Below are 15,464 nucleotides of genomic sequence, written 5' to 3'. Positions count from 1 at the left end.
ACGAATGATTATTTTTAAAATTACAGAAATGATCGTTCAATGAAAAAAACTTGAAAAAATACAAAAAATTCGTTGACCGTTAAAGGTTTAGTTGGTATATTATTATTTGTTCAAAAGTTATCACTAAATAACTTCTGACAAAAATAAAAAATAACTTCAAAAAGTTCTTGACGTGTGAGAGATCACATGATAAGATAACTGAGTCGTTAAAAAACAACAGCTTACGAAGCTTGATTCTATCGAAAAAAACTTCAAAAAAGTTGTTGACAAATAACAAACGATGAGTTATGATAAATGAGTTGCTGAAACACTTCTGAAAAATGAAGTTAAAAAACTTTTAAAAAAGAGTTGACAAACAAATGTCACTCTGATATGATATAAAAGTTGCTACGGCAATCTCAAATGATTAGCATTTAATCAAGTAGACCTTTGAAAACTGAACAAAGCAAAGACAAACCAAATGTGTAGGGCGTCTTGATTGATTCAAGACAACAAACATTTTTAACAAGCAAGCAATATGCTAGCAAACAATTGAGCTTAACAATCGCAAGATTGTTCGAACTTTTTATGAGAGTTTGATCCTGGCTCAGGACGAACGCTGGCGGCGTGCCTAATACATGCAAGTCGAACGCTTCTTTTTCCACCGGAGCTTGCTCCACCGGAAAAAGAGGAGTGGCGAACGGGTGAGTAACACGTGGGTAACCTACCCATCAGAAGGGGATAACACTTGGAAACAGGTGCTAATACCGTATAACAATCGAAACCGCATGGTTTTGATTTGAAAGGCGCTTTCGGGTGTCGCTGATGGATGGACCCGCGGTGCATTAGCTAGTTGGTGAGGTAACGGCTCACCAAGGCGACGATGCATAGCCGACCTGAGAGGGTGATCGGCCACATTGGGACTGAGACACGGCCCAAACTCCTACGGGAGGCAGCAGTAGGGAATCTTCGGCAATGGACGAAAGTCTGACCGAGCAACGCCGCGTGAGTGAAGAAGGTTTTCGGATCGTAAAACTCTGTTGTTAGAGAAGAACAAGGATGAGAGTAACTGTTCATCCCTTGACGGTATCTAACCAGAAAGCCACGGCTAACTACGTGCCAGCAGCCGCGGTAATACGTAGGTGGCAAGCGTTGTCCGGATTTATTGGGCGTAAAGCGAGCGCAGGCGGTTTCTTAAGTCTGATGTGAAAGCCCCCGGCTCAACCGGGGAGGGTCATTGGAAACTGGGAGACTTGAGTGCAGAAGAGGAGAGTGGAATTCCATGTGTAGCGGTGAAATGCGTAGATATATGGAGGAACACCAGTGGCGAAGGCGGCTCTCTGGTCTGTAACTGACGCTGAGGCTCGAAAGCGTGGGGAGCAAACAGGATTAGATACCCTGGTAGTCCACGCCGTAAACGATGAGTGCTAAGTGTTGGAGGGTTTCCGCCCTTCAGTGCTGCAGCTAACGCATTAAGCACTCCGCCTGGGGAGTACGACCGCAAGGTTGAAACTCAAAGGAATTGACGGGGGCCCGCACAAGCGGTGGAGCATGTGGTTTAATTCGAAGCAACGCGAAGAACCTTACCAGGTCTTGACATCCTTTGACCACTCTAGAGATAGAGCTTCCCCTTCGGGGGCAAAGTGACAGGTGGTGCATGGTTGTCGTCAGCTCGTGTCGTGAGATGTTGGGTTAAGTCCCGCAACGAGCGCAACCCTTATTGTTAGTTGCCATCATTTAGTTGGGCACTCTAGCAAGACTGCCGGTGACAAACCGGAGGAAGGTGGGGATGACGTCAAATCATCATGCCCCTTATGACCTGGGCTACACACGTGCTACAATGGGAAGTACAACGAGTCGCAAAGTCGCGAGGCTAAGCTAATCTCTTAAAGCTTCTCTCAGTTCGGATTGTAGGCTGCAACTCGCCTACATGAAGCCGGAATCGCTAGTAATCGCGGATCAGCACGCCGCGGTGAATACGTTCCCGGGCCTTGTACACACCGCCCGTCACACCACGAGAGTTTGTAACACCCGAAGTCGGTGAGGTAACCTTTTGGAGCCAGCCGCCTAAGGTGGGATAGATGATTGGGGTGAAGTCGTAACAAGGTAGCCGTATCGGAAGGTGCGGCTGGATCACCTCCTTTCTAAGGAATATTACGGAGACTACACTGTTTGTTTTTCACTTTGTTCAGTTTTGAGAGGTCTACTCTCAAAAACAAATCGGGGCCTTAGCTCAGCTGGGAGAGCGCCTGCTTTGCACGCAGGAGGTCAGCGGTTCGATCCCGCTAGGCTCCATTAACAACATTAGTTGTTAAAACATTTTGTTCATTGAAAACTGGATATTTGAAGTAAATTAGTAATACAAACCGAGAACACCGCGTTGAATGAGTTTTTTAATAAGTTCAATTGCTTATTTTCTTGATCGGACTTCTATCGCTAGAAGAAAGATCAAAACCCAACCGCAAGGTTGATAAGGTTAAGTGAATAAGGGCGCACGGTGGATGCCTTGGCACTAGGAGCCGATGAAGGACGGGACTAACACCGATATGCTTTGGGGAGCTGTACGTAAGCTATGATCCAGAGATTTCCGAATGGGGGAACCCAGCATCTTTTATAGGATGTTACGTTTGCGTGAATACATAGCGCATTCGAGGTAGACGCAGAGAACTGAAACATCTAAGTACCTGCAGGAAGAGAAAGAAAATTCGATTCCCTGAGTAGCGGCGAGCGAAACGGGAAAAGCCCAAACCAATGAGCTTGCTCATTGGGGTTGTAGGACTCCAATATGGTAGTTCTTTCAGATAGTCGAATGACTTGGAAAAGTCAGTCAAAGAGGGTAAAAACCCCGTAGATGAAATTTGGAAGGCACCTAGGAGGATCCTGAGTACGGCGGAACACGAGGAATTCCGTCGGAATCCGGGAGGACCATCTCCCAAGGCTAAATACTCCCTAGTGACCGATAGTGAACCAGTACCGTGAGGGAAAGGTGAAAAGCACCCCGGAAGGGGAGTGAAATAGAACCTGAAACCGTGTGCCTACAACAAGTCAAAGCCCGTTAATGGGTGATGGCGTGCCTTTTGTAGAATGAACCGGCGAGTTACGATTGCATGCGAGGTTAAGTTGAAGAGACGGAGCCGCAGCGAAAGCGAGTCTGAATAGGGCGTTTGAGTATGTAGTCGTAGACCCGAAACCATGTGATCTACCCATGTCCAGGTTGAAGGTGCGGTAAAACGCACTGGAGGACCGAACCCACGTACGTTGAAAAGTGCGGGGATGAGGTGTGGGTAGCGGAGAAATTCCAAACGAACTTGGAGATAGCTGGTTCTCTCCGAAATAGCTTTAGGGCTAGCCTCGGAATTGAGAATGATGGAGGTAGAGCACTGTTTGGACTAGGGGCCCATCTCGGGTTACCGAATTCAGATAAACTCCGAATGCCATTCATTCATATCCGGGAGTCAGACTGTGAGTGATAAGATCCATAGTCGAAAGGGAAACAGCCCAGACCACCAGCTAAGGTCCCAAAATATATGTTAAGTGGAAAAGGATGTGGGGTTGCACAGACAACTAGGATGTTGGCTTAGAAGCAGCCACCATTTAAAGAGTGCGTAATAGCTCACTAGTCGAGTGACCCTGCGCCGAAAATGTACCGGGGCTAAACATATTACCGAAGCTGTGGAGTACACCTTTAGGTGTATTGGTAGGAGAGCGTTCTAAGGGCGTTGAAGGCAGATCGTGAGGACTGCTGGAGCGCTTAGAAGTGAGAATGCCGGTATGAGTAGCGAAAGACAGGTGAGAATCCTGTCCACCGAATGACTAAGGTTTCCTGGGGAAGGCTCGTCCGCCCAGGGTTAGTCGGGACCTAAGCCGAGGCCGACAGGCGTAGGCGATGGACAACAGGTTGATATTCCTGTACTCGTTGTTTTTGTTTGAGCAATGGAGGGACGCAGGAGGCTAAGGAATGCAGACGATTGGAAATGTCTGTCTAAGCAGTAAGTCTTGATAGGAGTCAAATGCTTCTGTCTGTACGGACAAGCTGTGATGGGGAGGGAAATAATAGTACCGAAGTTCCTGATGTCACACTGCCGAGAAAAGCTTCTAGTGAGAAAACAACGACCCGTACCGCAAACCGACACAGGTAGTCGAGGAGAGAATCCTAAGGTGAGCGAGAGAACTCTCGTTAAGGAACTCGGCAAAATGACCCCGTAACTTCGGGAGAAGGGGTGCTGATCTAAGATCAGCCGCAGTGAATAGGCCCAAGCGACTGTTTATCAAAAACACAGGTCTCTGCAAAATCGTAAGATGAAGTATAGGGGCTGACGCCTGCCCGGTGCTGGAAGGTTAAGAGGAGTGCTTAGCGTATGCGAAGGTACGAATTGAAGCCCCAGTAAACGGCGGCCGTAACTATAACGGTCCTAAGGTAGCGAAATTCCTTGTCGGGTAAGTTCCGACCCGCACGAAAGGCGTAACGATTTGGGCACTGTCTCAACGAGAGACTCGGTGAAATTTTAGTACCTGTGAAGATGCAGGTTACCCGCGACAGGACGGAAAGACCCCATGGAGCTTTACTGTAGTTTGATATTGAGTGTCTGTACCGCATGTACAGGATAGGTAGGAGCCGTAGAAATCGGAACGCTAGTTTCGATGGAGGCGCTGGTGGGATACTACCCCTGCGTTATGGCCACTCTAACCCGCACCACTGATCGTGGTGGGAGACAGTGTCAGATGGGCAGTTTGACTGGGGCGGTCGCCTCCTAAAAGGTAACGGAGGCGCCCAAAGGTTCCCTCAGAATGGTTGGAAATCATTCGAAGAGTGTAAAGGCAGAAGGGAGCTTGACTGCGAGACCAACAAGTCGAGCAGGGACGAAAGTCGGGCTTAGTGATCCGGTGGTTCCGCATGGAAGGGCCATCGCTCAACGGATAAAAGCTACCCTGGGGATAACAGGCTTATCTCCCCCAAGAGTCCACATCGACGGGGAGGTTTGGCACCTCGATGTCGGCTCGTCGCATCCTGGGGCTGTAGTCGGTCCCAAGGGTTGGGCTGTTCGCCCATTAAAGCGGCACGCGAGCTGGGTTCAGAACGTCGTGAGACAGTTCGGTCCCTATCCGTCGCGGGCGTTGGAAATTTGAGAGGAGCTGTCCTTAGTACGAGAGGACCGGGATGGACTTACCGCTGGTGTACCAGTTGTTCTGCCAAGGGCATTGCTGGGTAGCTATGTAGGGAAGGGATAAACGCTGAAAGCATCTAAGTGTGAAGCCCACCTCAAGATGAGATTTCCCATTTCTTTAAGAAAGTAAGATCCCTGAGAGATGATCAGGTAGATAGGTCAGGAGTGGAAGTACAGTGATGTATGGAGCGGACTGATACTAATCGATCGAGGACTTAACCACATTGGTAAAGAAAAAAAACTCGGTAGAGTTTACGAAATACTTCAAATCCAGTTTTGAGTGAGCAAAAGCAAACTCAATAATGATAACACCACAGTGTGGTGGCGATAGCGAGAAGGATACACCTGTAACCATGCCGAACACAGAAGTTAAGCTTCTTAGCGCCGATTGTAGTGAGGGGTTGCCCCTTGTGAGAGTAGGACGTCGCCACGCTTAAGTTATCCATGGAGGTTTAGCTCAGCTGGGAGAGCATCTGCCTTACAAGCAGAGGGTCAGCGGTTCGATCCCGTTAACCTCCATATGAGCCGTTAGCTCAGTTGGTAGAGCATCTGACTTTTAATCAGAGGGTCACAGGTTCGAGCCCTGTACGGCTCATATTTTTTGCGGGTGTGGCGGAATTGGCAGACGCACTAGATTTAGGATCTAGCGCCTTACGGCGTGGGGGTTCAAGTCCCTTCACCCGCATAATATGATTTTTTTAATGACATGCCGGCTTAGCTCAGTTGGTAGAGCATCTGATTTGTAATCAGAGGGTCGAGGGTTCAAGTCCTTTAGCCGGCATCATAAACACGCGGAAATAGCTCAGTGGTAGAGCACCACCTTGCCAAGGTGGGGGTCGCGGGTTCGAACCCCGTTTTCCGCTTTGCCAAAGTAACAACGCCGGGGTGGCGGAACTGGCAGACGCACAGGACTTAAAATCCTGCGGTGAGTGATCACCGTACCGGTTCGATTCCGGTCCTCGGCATTACAAATATGCGCCCATAGCTCAACTGGATAGAGTGTTTGACTACGGATCAAAAGGTTAGGGGTTCGACTCCTCTTGGGCGCGTTTATATCAACGGGAAGTAGCTCAGCTTGGTAGAGCACTTGGTTTGGGACCAAGGGGTCGCAGGTTCGAATCCTGTCTTCCCGATAGATAATAATTTTCACACGGGGCCTTAGCTCAGCTGGGAGAGCGCCTGCTTTGCACGCAGGAGGTCAGCGGTTCGATCCCGCTAGGCTCCATTTCATTTGAATAATGAATATCTTTTTTCGCGGTGTAGCTCAGCTGGCTAGAGCGTCCGGTTCATACCCGGGAGGTCGGGGGTTCGATCCCCTCCGCCGCGATTTTTAAAGAGCCTGGACCTTTAGCTCAGTTGGTTAGAGCAGACGGCTCATAACCGTCCGGTCGTAGGTTCGAGTCCTACAAGGTCCATAGTGACGTTGTAAGTTCCATATTGGAGGATTACCCAAGTCCGGCTGAAGGGAACGGTCTTGAAAACCGTCAGGCGGGTAAAACCGTGCAAGGGTTCGAATCCCTTATCCTCCTTACTTTGTGAGTTACTATAAAGTAGTTGATTCGCAATTATATTATCGCGGGATGGAGCAGTCTGGTAGCTCGTCGGGCTCATAACCCGAAGGTCGTAGGTTCAAATCCTGCTCCCGCAATTGACTTTGAATTTTTCAAAGTCGACAATTAAAAAAACTAAAATCATGGTTTGGTAGTTCAGTTGGTTAGAATGCCTGCCTGTCACGCAGGAGGTCGCGGGTTCGAGTCCCGTCCAGACCGCCATGCGGGTGTAGTTTAGTGGTAAAACCACAGCCTTCCAAGCTGTTGTCGCGAGTTCGATTCTCGTCACCCGCTTTTAGTTTTTTTATGGGCCTATAGCTCAGCTGGTTAGAGCGCACGCCTGATAAGCGTGAGGTCGATGGTTCGAGTCCATTTAGGCCCATTAGTACAAAACTTTATTGGTTTTGGGGAAGTACTCAAGTGGCTGAAGAGGCGCCCCTGCTAAGGGTGTAGGTCGGGAAACCGGCGCGAGGGTTCAAATCCCTCCTTCTCCGTTTCAATATTTTACCTGGCCCGTTGGTCAAGCGGTTAAGACACCGCCCTTTCACGGCGGTAACACGGGTTCGAATCCCGTACGGGTCATGATTATAGTTTTATATTGGAGGATTACCCAAGTCCGGCTGAAGGGAACGGTCTTGAAAACCGTCAGGCGGGTAAAACCGTGCAAGGGTTCGAATCCCTTATCCTCCTTACTTTGTGAGTTACTATAAAGTAGTTGATTCGCAAATTATATTATCGCGGGATGGAGCAGTCTGGTAGCTCGTCGGGCTCATAACCCGAAGGTCGTAGGTTCAAATCCTGCTCCCGCAATTGACTTTGATTTTTCAAAGTCACCAAATAAGAAACTAAATATGGTCTGGTAGTTCAGCTGGTTAGAATGCCTGCCTGTCACGCAGGAGGTCGCGGGTTCGAGTCCCGTCCAGACCGTTTGGCTCGGTAGCTCAGTTGGTAGAGCAATGGATTGAAGCTCCATGTGTCGGCAGTTCGATTCTGTCCCGCGCCATAATGCGGGTGTAGTTTAGTGGTAAAACCACAGCCTTCCAAGCTGTTGTCGCGAGTTCGATTCTCGTCACCCGCTTTTAGTTTTTTTTATGGGCCTATAGCTCAGCTGGTTAGAGCGCACGCCTGATAAGCGTGAGGTCGATGGTTCGAGTCCATTTAGGCCCATTAGTTTCACCTGGCCCGTTGGTCAAGCGGTTAAGACACCGCCCTTTCACGGCGGTAACACGGGTTCGAATCCCGTACGGGTCATTAAAGATACTTTCTAAAGTATCTTTTTTTATTTGTAAGAATGATTTCAAAAGACTTAAGATAGTTATCGTAGGCGATGATTGTTTTAGGTCTTTTTATTTGATTCTATAGGTGATCAGAAATAGAATGAAAAAAATTTGATTCTGCTGCAAAGGATTTGTTGTACACTTATGCTCCTAAACTTTGAACCTTTTTTATTGCTATTCTTTAAACATGTAGCATAGTGAAGCGAAATGATTACCTGGGATAAAGGAAATAACTAGCATAATCAGTGAACTATTCAAATTTTTAAGTAATTACGTTAAAAAAACAAGCGTAAATTTCAAATATCTGCTATACTTGGTTCGTTGCAAGTTCCCGAGAGGATCCGTCATCGGCGGAGATGCCTTGTAACCGAATTTAACTAGGGGGAATCACTATGGGAGAAAGACATTTATTTACCTCAGAATCTGTTTCTGAAGGACATCCAGATAAAGTTGCTGATCAAATCAGTGATGCGATCTTGGATGCAATTTTAGCAAAGGATCCAAATGCACGTGTGGCTTGTGAAACATCTGTTACCACTGGTCTTGTATTGGTATTTGGAGAAATCTCAACCACTGCCTACGTGGATATTCAAAAAGTGGTACGTCAAACGATCAAAGAGATTGGCTACACACGAGCAAAATTTGGCTTTGATGGAGATACAGTAGCTGTATTAGCTGCAATTGATGAACAATCACCAGATATCGCTCAAGGTGTTGATGAAGCACTTGAGATTCGTGACGAAGCGAAGAGAGATGTATTGGATGAGATCGGTGCTGGAGACCAAGGATTGATGTTTGGTTTTGCAGTCGATGAAACACCTGAATTAATGCCTTTACCAATTGCATTAAGCCATCGTCTAGTTCGTCGTTTAGCTGATTTACGTAAATCCAATGAATTAACTTATCTACGTCCAGATGCAAAATCACAAGTAACAGTTGAATATGATGACAATGGTCAGCCAGAACGAGTGGATACCATCGTTATTTCAACACAACATGATGATGCAGTGGACAATGAAACAATTCGTCATGACGTCATTGAAAAAGTAATAAAAGAAGTTATTCCAGCTGAATTACTTGATGACAACACAAAATACTACATCAATCCTACTGGTCGCTTTGTTATTGGGGGACCTCAAGGAGATGCTGGGTTGACGGGAAGAAAAATCATCGTTGACACATATGGCGGCTATGCTCGCCATGGTGGTGGAGCATTTTCTGGGAAAGATGCTACTAAGGTTGACCGTTCAGCAAGTTATGCCGCTCGTTACATTGCGAAAAACATTGTAGCAGCTGGTTTGGCAAGAAAAGCTGAAGTTCAGTTAGCCTATGCGATCGGTGTTGCACAACCTGTATCTATTTCAATCAATACTTTTGGTACGTCAACTGTTCCAGAAGAAGACTTGATTGCCGCTGTGAGAGAAAACTTTGATCTACGACCTGCAGGTATTATTGAAATGCTTGATTTACGTCGTCCAATTTATCGTCAAACAGCAGCTTATGGTCATTTCGGTCGTACGGATATCGAATTGCCATGGGAAAAAACAGATAAAGTTGATGCAATTAAAGCAAGCTTAGCAAAATAGCTTTTTGATGGCTGGAATGGTTCTCTTTATGGGATCATTCCAGTTTTTTTTATCCAAACGACTGAAGAGAAATCCATGGTCGTTTTTGATTCGTGTTTTTGATAAATGATAAAGCCTATTTTTTTTGGCTAAAATTTATTTGGCAACAATAAAAAAAGGAGGAATAAGATGAAAAGAGAAACAAACGTCAAATTAGTAACGATCAGTGTGTTTATTGCAACTTTCATGACAGCAATTGAAGGAACGATCGTGACCACTGCGATGCCTACGATCGTCGGCTCTCTTCACGGTATGGAGATCATGAATTGGGTATTTTCGATTTATTTACTAACGAATGCGATGCTGACACCGATCTATGGCAAACTTGCAGATAAAGTGGGGAGAAAACCTATTTTTATCTTTGGAACGCTATTATTTATTATTGGTTCTTTATTTTGTGGACTTTCTCAAACCATGATGGGGTTGATTGCTGCTCGTGCTGTTCAAGGAATGGGCGCTGGAGCAATGATGCCAGTGGCGTTAACGATCATTGGCGATTTATATACGATTGAAAAAAGAGCAAAAGTTTTAGGTTTGAACAGTTCGGCTTGGGGAATTGCTAGTGTTTTTGGACCATTAGCTGGAGGTTTTATTGTAGAAACGATCAGTTGGCATTGGATCTTTTTTATTAATGTACCGATCGGGCTTTTATTGATGGTTTTGATCTGGCTTTATTTGAACGAACCACAGAGAGAACATGAGTCAAAACCGATGGATCTATTCGGGAGCTTTAGTTTGATGGCGATGTTGGTTGCTTTACTTCTTGGATTTCAATTGTTAGGGGATCAAGGATTTACTCCAGTAGTGATCGGGCTTTTGATCGGAAGTCTTCTTCTATTATTTTTATTTATTGCAGCAGAAAGAAGAGCCAAAGACCCTGTGATCATGTTGCATCTTTTTGCTAATCCACTATTTGTGGTCGTGAATCTAGCAGCAGCTTTAGCCAGTGGGTTCTTAATGGGCATCGATGTGTATATCCCGATGTGGATGCAAGGGGTATTGGGGCTAAATGCTGCAGTAGGGGGATTAGTCTTAGCACCGCTTTCTCTCGTTTGGATGGTCGGTTCTTTCTTAGCAAGTAAGTGGATGACTCAAATGGCAACGAATTGGGTATTGCGAATTGGTCTATTGATTGCCTCTCTAGGCGGTGCCTGGCTCTGGTTAATGCCATTTGAAAGTAATTTTTTATGGTTCTTTGCTATTTCAACGGTCATTGGTGTAGGACTAGGAATCACCATGACTACCTCAACTGTTAGTGCCCAAAATAGTGTGTCTCGAGATCAACTAGGGGTAGCTACCTCGTTCAATACATTGGTGCGGACGATTGGACAAACTGTGATGGTGGCAGTCTTTGGCTTATTGATCAATGGAGTAACACAACGGGAGCTGAATGCGACTAATTTGACGAATGATGCAGATATCATGAATAAGCTAGTCAACCCACAAACAGCTAAAAACATTGCGTCAGAGTTGATCACGCCTTTACGGAAGATTTTATATGAAGGATTGCATCAAGTCTATTTTGTGGGGCTATTACTAGTAGTGATCGCTTTTGCATTGACATTTGTCGTTCGTGAAAAAAGTGATAGAATAAGAGAGTATTAGTACAAGAAAGTAGTACTAAATGTTACTTTGTGAGGTCGTTTGACCAATTATTTCACAACGATAACCGGTGTTAGAATAGTTGTTTTATCAAAATTTGTCATTATTGGTCAGGTCAAAAACACTATTTTTCACACCTTAGAGAGGATGTTTCAACGTGGCATTTATTCAAGCAAATATTTATTCGAATGTTTTAGAGATGGAAGTAAACCTGAATGTAATCCTTCCACAAACAACAAATAAAGTGATCGGTACGAGTTCACAACAAGCGACAACAGATGTTCCTGTCTTATACCTTCTGCACGGAATGGGAGGAAATCATAGTGTCTGGGAGCGTCGGACGTCGATTGAAAGATATGTCGCAGACCATGGATTAGCGGTCATTATGCCTTCTACTGATCTAGGTTGGTATACCGACACGGCCTATGATATGAAATACTGGACGTTTATTTCAGAAGAGCTTCCCGAAATCTGTCATGAACTGTTTCCACAATTAACGACAAAAAGAGAAAAGACTTATGCTGCTGGATTATCAATGGGTGGCTATGGTGCTTTGAAACTTGGGCTGGCAAAACCAGAAAATTTTGCTGCAATCATTTCTTTATCAGGAGCCATTTCAGTAGGCAATCGGATGGATGATTTATTGATGATTCGAAAGGCAAAATTCTGGGAGGGCGTATTTGGACCGTTAGATCAGATCAAAGGTTCAGTTAATGATCCTCAGTATTTATTAGAAGAATTAGTAAAGAGTGACAAAACAGCACCTCGTATCTACTTGGCATGTGGGGAATCAGATTTTCTTTATCAAGCAAATCAAGAAATGACTGATTCATTGAAAGCAAATGGGATTGGCGTAACCTTCGAACATGGTCCTGGCGAACATAACTGGGTATTTTGGGACCAGTGGATTCAACGTGCTTTGGAATGGTTATTTGAAGAAAAATAGGTGAAGAATCCTTGATCTTTCTTAGCTTTTGAGACTATTTTTCAGGACGATCGCTAGGGCTAGGACATTGTCTTGGCCTTAGCTTTTTTATAGGACGAATCACAAGGTAATAATTTGAAAGAGGTGTTTTTTTGGAAGAGATAAAGCATTGTAAAGAATCGATAGTCATTCAAACACATCGGATTTTTCCGTTCGATCTTAATCCTTTTGGGTTTTTATTTGGTGGGAAATTGATGACGATGATTGATGATGCTGCGTCGATCTCTGTGACAAGACATTGTCGCAGAGGTGCAGTTACCGCTTCTTTAGACAGCTTGAATTTTTTGAAGCCATTGCATGAAAACCATTCTGTGTGTGTAGAATCTTATGTAAGTGGTACTCATCATAAATCGATGGAAGTATTCGTTAAAATTATTGGGGAAAATCTGACAACTGGGGAGCGTTACTTAGCCGCAACTTGTTTTACAACATTTGTCGCTGTTCCGTCTCATATGAATGAAGAAACGGAATTTACAGTACCTAAAGTCATACCTGACACGGCAGAAGAAAAACTAGTGTGCGCAGGATACGAAAAACGTCGCAAACAGCGCTTACAAGAACGAGAAGACTACCGAGCTTTTGCTGCTCAATTATCAACAGACCTTCCTTGGTTAAAAAATGAAGGAATAGATGATTAGACCGCTTTATCTAGGATAAGTGAAATGGCTAAACTAGTAGCTAAACTGGCTATTACTTGTGGAATAGGAAGTTTTATTCACGTAGTCAACTCAAACAGTAAACAAAAAAATCATGAAGGCAAGTTCGCGAACTTGCCTTCATGTCTTTTTTTGTTTACGATTCTTTTTGTACAGCCAACCCTTGAAGATAGATCGTCACGCTATCAAGAAAGAGTTGTTTTTCATTTTCTTGGTTCTGGTGAGCGGTGATACTAGCCTTTAGTCCAACTAGTGCATTTTCTTCGACATAACTTTTCATAGAAAGAATAGCATCTTTGAGTAAGTGATTACCGGTCATGATTTTGTGCCGAAGATTCTGTTCATGCTGTTGATCCATCAGTTGACCAATCAACAAGTTATGAAGAGCAAACACTGCTTGACGACTACGGTCAATCGAAAAGCCCGCTTGGATAAGAATCTGGATCATCATTTCTAAGTGTTCCAAACGACTCGCATAAGAAGGAACGGTATTGATTTCTAGCTCTGCACCACAAGGAAAGTGGGTGTAAAGGTCATAGTAGTTTTCCATGAATTGAACAAGACGTTCCTGCCAAGGTAAACGAGGCTCGGGAATGATTAGTTCATTTTCCATGAATTCAGCCATTTTTTGGAGCAAGTCTTGCTTATTTTTGAAATACCAGTAAAGCGCAGGGGCTTTTACTTGAACTTTTTGAGCAAGGTTTCGCATAGATAGTTTTGATAGTTCTTGCGTTTCTGCCAGAATCGCAAAAGCAGATTTGATAATCATTTCTTGGGAAAGCTTTGGTTCCAAATTTAATCAACCTCTTGTATTGCAATATTTTTTTAAACATGGTAAATTGTTAGTCGGCCTTATTTTACAGTGTTAAATAAGACCTGTCAATTTTAATAAAAAGGGGTGTAACAACCAATGGGCTTAATTTTAAGACATGCAAAAAAATACAAAGTTGCTGTATTTATTTCATTGTTTTCTGTAGCGATTATGGTAAGTGCCGCATTATGGCAACCGAAGCTTTTACAACAAGTATTAGAAGCTATTATTACAGAAGATAACGACAAGATGAAAACGATCGGTGTATACTTGATCAGTTTAGCTTTATTAGGACTGGCAGCTGGAGTTTCAAATACGATTTTTTCAGCGAAAGTGGCACAAGGGATTAGTGCTGATATTCGGGAAGAAGCATTTCGTAAAATCCAGACTTTTTCATTTGGAAATATCGAAAAATTCTCTGCTGGAAATCTGGTAGTTCGACTAACAAATGATATTACACAAATTCAAAACCTAGTCATGATTTCTTTACAATCGCTCTTTAGAATTCCATTTCTGTTTATCGGGGCTTTTGTTTTGGCAATGATGACGATGCCGCAATTATGGTGGATCATTGTCGCATTGATCGTAGCAGTTTTCTTGATTACAGCTTTATCATTTACCAGAATGGGTAAACATTTTATGATCATCCAAAAACTGATTGATAAAGTCAATAGTATTGCCAAAGAAAATCTTATGGGGATCCGTGTAGTCAAATCTTTTGTCCAAGAAGACAATCAATTGAAAGAGTTTAGTAAAGTCAGCGAAGATCTAACGAAACACAACATCATTGTGGGAACCTTGTTTTCTGTGATGATTCCATCCTTTATGTTGGCTGCTAATTTAGCAGTAGTTGGCGCAATCTTTTTTGTTAGTGATTTAGCAAAAGATGATCCAACCTTAATCGGTGGTTTGGCTTCTTTCATGAACTATTTGATGCAGATCATGATGGCAATCATTATTGGTGGAATGATGATGATGATGACATCAAGAGCTGCAGTTTCATTGAAACGGATCAAAGAGATTTTAGACACAGAACCAGATTTAACATACCAAGATGTGCCAGAACAGGATTTAACTGGATCAGTCACTTTTGATCATGTTTCTTTCCGTTATCCTGGCGATGATGCAGACACATTGAAAGACATCAGTTTTTCGATCCAACCAGGGGAAATGGTGGGGATTGTTGGTGCAACAGGAGCTGGTAAATCGACACTCGCTCAGTTGATTCCACGATTGTTTGACCCAACAGAAGGAAAAGTGGAAGTAGGCGGCGTAGATTTAAGACAAGTCAATGAAAAAAGCTTACGTCACACTGTATCCTTTGTTTTACAAAAAGCGATCCTTTTCTCTGGAACGATTGCGCAAAACTTGCGTCAAGGGAAAAAAGATGCTTCTGAAAAAGATATGGAACATGCTTCTGCGATTGCTCAAGCACAAGAATTTATCGAAAAATTAGCGGATCGCTATGAGGCTCCTGTGGAAGAACGTAGTAGTAACTTTTCAGGTGGACAGAAACAGCGGTTGTCTATTACCCGAGGTGTCATTGGTGATCCTAAGATTTTGATCTTAGATGATAGTACCAGTGCATTAGATGCGCGTTCTGAAAAGTTGGTTCGTGAAGCATTAGCAAAAGAATTAAAAGGCACTACTACGATTGTGATCGCTCAAAAAATCGCTTCTGTTGTCAAAGCAGACCGGATTCTTGTGTTAGATGAAGGCAGATTAGTGGGTGAAGGAACACACGAAGAACTAGTAGCAACCAATCGGGTGTACCAAGAAATTTTCGAAACACAAAAAGGAACGGAGGAGTAGCC

Annotated in this window: 6 protein-coding genes, 26 tRNA genes, 3 rRNA genes and 1 riboswitch; of the genes, 34 read left to right on the top strand and 1 reads right to left on the bottom strand. The window is 44.1% G+C overall.

Annotated features, from left to right (window positions below):
- Positions 1-563: 563 nt before the first annotated feature.
- From IGK91_RS12045 to IGK91_RS11885, 33 genes are all read left to right on the top strand, one after another.
- Positions 564-2,123 (top strand): 16S ribosomal RNA (locus IGK91_RS12045).
- A 78-nt stretch (positions 2,124-2,201) separates the two neighbouring features.
- Positions 2,202-2,274 (top strand) — tRNA-Ala (locus IGK91_RS12040).
- A gap of 179 nt (positions 2,275-2,453) precedes the next feature.
- A 23S ribosomal RNA gene (locus tag IGK91_RS12035) occupies positions 2,454-5,367 on the top strand.
- 94 nt (positions 5,368-5,461) lie between these two features.
- Positions 5,462-5,577 (top strand): 5S ribosomal RNA (rrf, locus tag IGK91_RS12030).
- Together the 16S, 23S and 5S rRNA genes with 26 tRNA genes alongside form the textbook arrangement of a ribosomal RNA operon.
- 13 nt (positions 5,578-5,590) lie before the next feature.
- A tRNA-Val gene (locus IGK91_RS12025) sits at positions 5,591-5,663 on the top strand.
- A gap of 3 nt (positions 5,664-5,666) precedes the next feature.
- Positions 5,667-5,739: transfer RNA gene (locus IGK91_RS12020), tRNA-Lys, on the top strand.
- Between the two features lie 8 nt (positions 5,740-5,747).
- A tRNA-Leu gene (locus tag IGK91_RS12015) sits at positions 5,748-5,829 on the top strand.
- A 23-nt stretch (positions 5,830-5,852) separates the two neighbouring features.
- Positions 5,853-5,925: transfer RNA gene (locus IGK91_RS12010), tRNA-Thr, on the top strand.
- A gap of 10 nt (positions 5,926-5,935) precedes the next feature.
- Positions 5,936-6,007 (top strand) — tRNA-Gly (locus tag IGK91_RS12005).
- Positions 6,008-6,023: 16 nt separating this feature from the next.
- Positions 6,024-6,109: transfer RNA gene (locus IGK91_RS12000), tRNA-Leu, on the top strand.
- Between the two features lie 10 nt (positions 6,110-6,119).
- Positions 6,120-6,193 (top strand) — tRNA-Arg (locus IGK91_RS11995).
- Between the two features lie 10 nt (positions 6,194-6,203).
- Positions 6,204-6,277, top strand: a tRNA-Pro gene (locus IGK91_RS11990).
- Positions 6,278-6,296: 19 nt separating this feature from the next.
- Positions 6,297-6,369 (top strand) — tRNA-Ala (locus IGK91_RS11985).
- A 28-nt stretch (positions 6,370-6,397) separates the two neighbouring features.
- A tRNA-Met gene (locus IGK91_RS11980) sits at positions 6,398-6,471 on the top strand.
- Positions 6,472-6,485: 14 nt separating this feature from the next.
- A tRNA-Ile gene (locus IGK91_RS11975) sits at positions 6,486-6,559 on the top strand.
- Between the two features lie 24 nt (positions 6,560-6,583).
- A tRNA-Ser gene (locus IGK91_RS11970) sits at positions 6,584-6,673 on the top strand.
- A gap of 45 nt (positions 6,674-6,718) precedes the next feature.
- A tRNA-Met gene (locus tag IGK91_RS11965) sits at positions 6,719-6,792 on the top strand.
- Positions 6,793-6,839: 47 nt separating this feature from the next.
- Positions 6,840-6,916: transfer RNA gene (locus IGK91_RS11960), tRNA-Asp, on the top strand.
- 1 nt (position 6,917) lies between these two features.
- Positions 6,918-6,988, top strand: a tRNA-Gly gene (locus tag IGK91_RS11955).
- Positions 6,989-7,002: 14 nt separating this feature from the next.
- Positions 7,003-7,076, top strand: a tRNA-Ile gene (locus tag IGK91_RS11950).
- A gap of 24 nt (positions 7,077-7,100) precedes the next feature.
- Positions 7,101-7,188: transfer RNA gene (locus tag IGK91_RS11945), tRNA-Ser, on the top strand.
- Positions 7,189-7,204: 16 nt separating this feature from the next.
- Positions 7,205-7,276: transfer RNA gene (locus IGK91_RS11940), tRNA-Glu, on the top strand.
- A gap of 18 nt (positions 7,277-7,294) precedes the next feature.
- Positions 7,295-7,384, top strand: a tRNA-Ser gene (locus IGK91_RS11935).
- 46 nt (positions 7,385-7,430) lie between these two features.
- Positions 7,431-7,504, top strand: a tRNA-Met gene (locus IGK91_RS11930).
- Positions 7,505-7,547: 43 nt separating this feature from the next.
- Positions 7,548-7,621 (top strand) — tRNA-Asp (locus IGK91_RS11925).
- A 3-nt stretch (positions 7,622-7,624) separates the two neighbouring features.
- A tRNA-Phe gene (locus IGK91_RS11920) sits at positions 7,625-7,697 on the top strand.
- Positions 7,698-7,701: 4 nt separating this feature from the next.
- Positions 7,702-7,772: transfer RNA gene (locus IGK91_RS11915), tRNA-Gly, on the top strand.
- A gap of 15 nt (positions 7,773-7,787) precedes the next feature.
- Positions 7,788-7,861: transfer RNA gene (locus IGK91_RS11910), tRNA-Ile, on the top strand.
- A 12-nt stretch (positions 7,862-7,873) separates the two neighbouring features.
- A tRNA-Glu gene (locus IGK91_RS11905) sits at positions 7,874-7,945 on the top strand.
- Between the two features lie 342 nt (positions 7,946-8,287).
- A riboswitch (SMK box riboswitch) is annotated at positions 8,288-8,366 on the top strand.
- Positions 8,364-9,557: a methionine adenosyltransferase gene (gene metK, locus IGK91_RS11900; RefSeq protein WP_034868017.1), complete on the top strand. Its 1,194-nt coding sequence runs from the start codon at positions 8,364-8,366 to the stop codon at positions 9,555-9,557. (Overlaps the previous riboswitch by 3 nt.)
- 168 nt (positions 9,558-9,725) lie before the next feature.
- Positions 9,726-11,201 (top strand): MDR family MFS transporter, encoded by a 1,476-nt coding sequence (locus IGK91_RS11895; protein WP_010736956.1) that lies wholly within the window; start codon positions 9,726-9,728, stop codon positions 11,199-11,201.
- 154 nt (positions 11,202-11,355) lie between these two features.
- Entirely contained in the window at positions 11,356-12,144 is a 789-nt protein-coding gene (locus IGK91_RS11890; RefSeq protein ID WP_010736957.1) for an alpha/beta hydrolase, read from the top strand.
- 131 nt (positions 12,145-12,275) lie between these two features.
- Entirely contained in the window at positions 12,276-12,821 is a 546-nt protein-coding gene (locus IGK91_RS11885; RefSeq protein ID WP_010736958.1) for an acyl-CoA thioesterase, read from the top strand.
- A 154-nt stretch (positions 12,822-12,975) separates the two neighbouring features.
- Here the strand turns inward: IGK91_RS11885 and IGK91_RS11880 are convergent, their stop codons facing one another.
- The gene (locus IGK91_RS11880) at positions 12,976-13,632 is read right to left on the bottom strand and encodes a TetR family transcriptional regulator (RefSeq protein WP_010736960.1); all 657 of its coding nucleotides are present in this window, start codon (positions 13,630-13,632) and stop codon (positions 12,976-12,978) included.
- A gap of 117 nt (positions 13,633-13,749) precedes the next feature.
- On the opposite strand from IGK91_RS11880, the gene IGK91_RS11875 reads away from it, so the two are divergent.
- A complete protein-coding gene (locus IGK91_RS11875) occupies positions 13,750-15,462 on the top strand; it encodes an ABC transporter ATP-binding protein (RefSeq protein WP_034868009.1) in 1,713 nt (570 codons plus the stop codon).
- The last annotated feature ends 2 nt before the right edge of the window (positions 15,463-15,464 follow it).

Origin of the sequence: Enterococcus sp. DIV1208, assembly GCF_050530455.1 — a bacterium.
GTDB classification, from domain to species: Bacteria; Bacillota; Bacilli; order Lactobacillales; family Enterococcaceae; genus Enterococcus_B; species Enterococcus_B hirae.
Note: the sequence above shows the minus strand (reverse complement) of the source record. Positions and strands in the feature narration are given on the sequence as shown.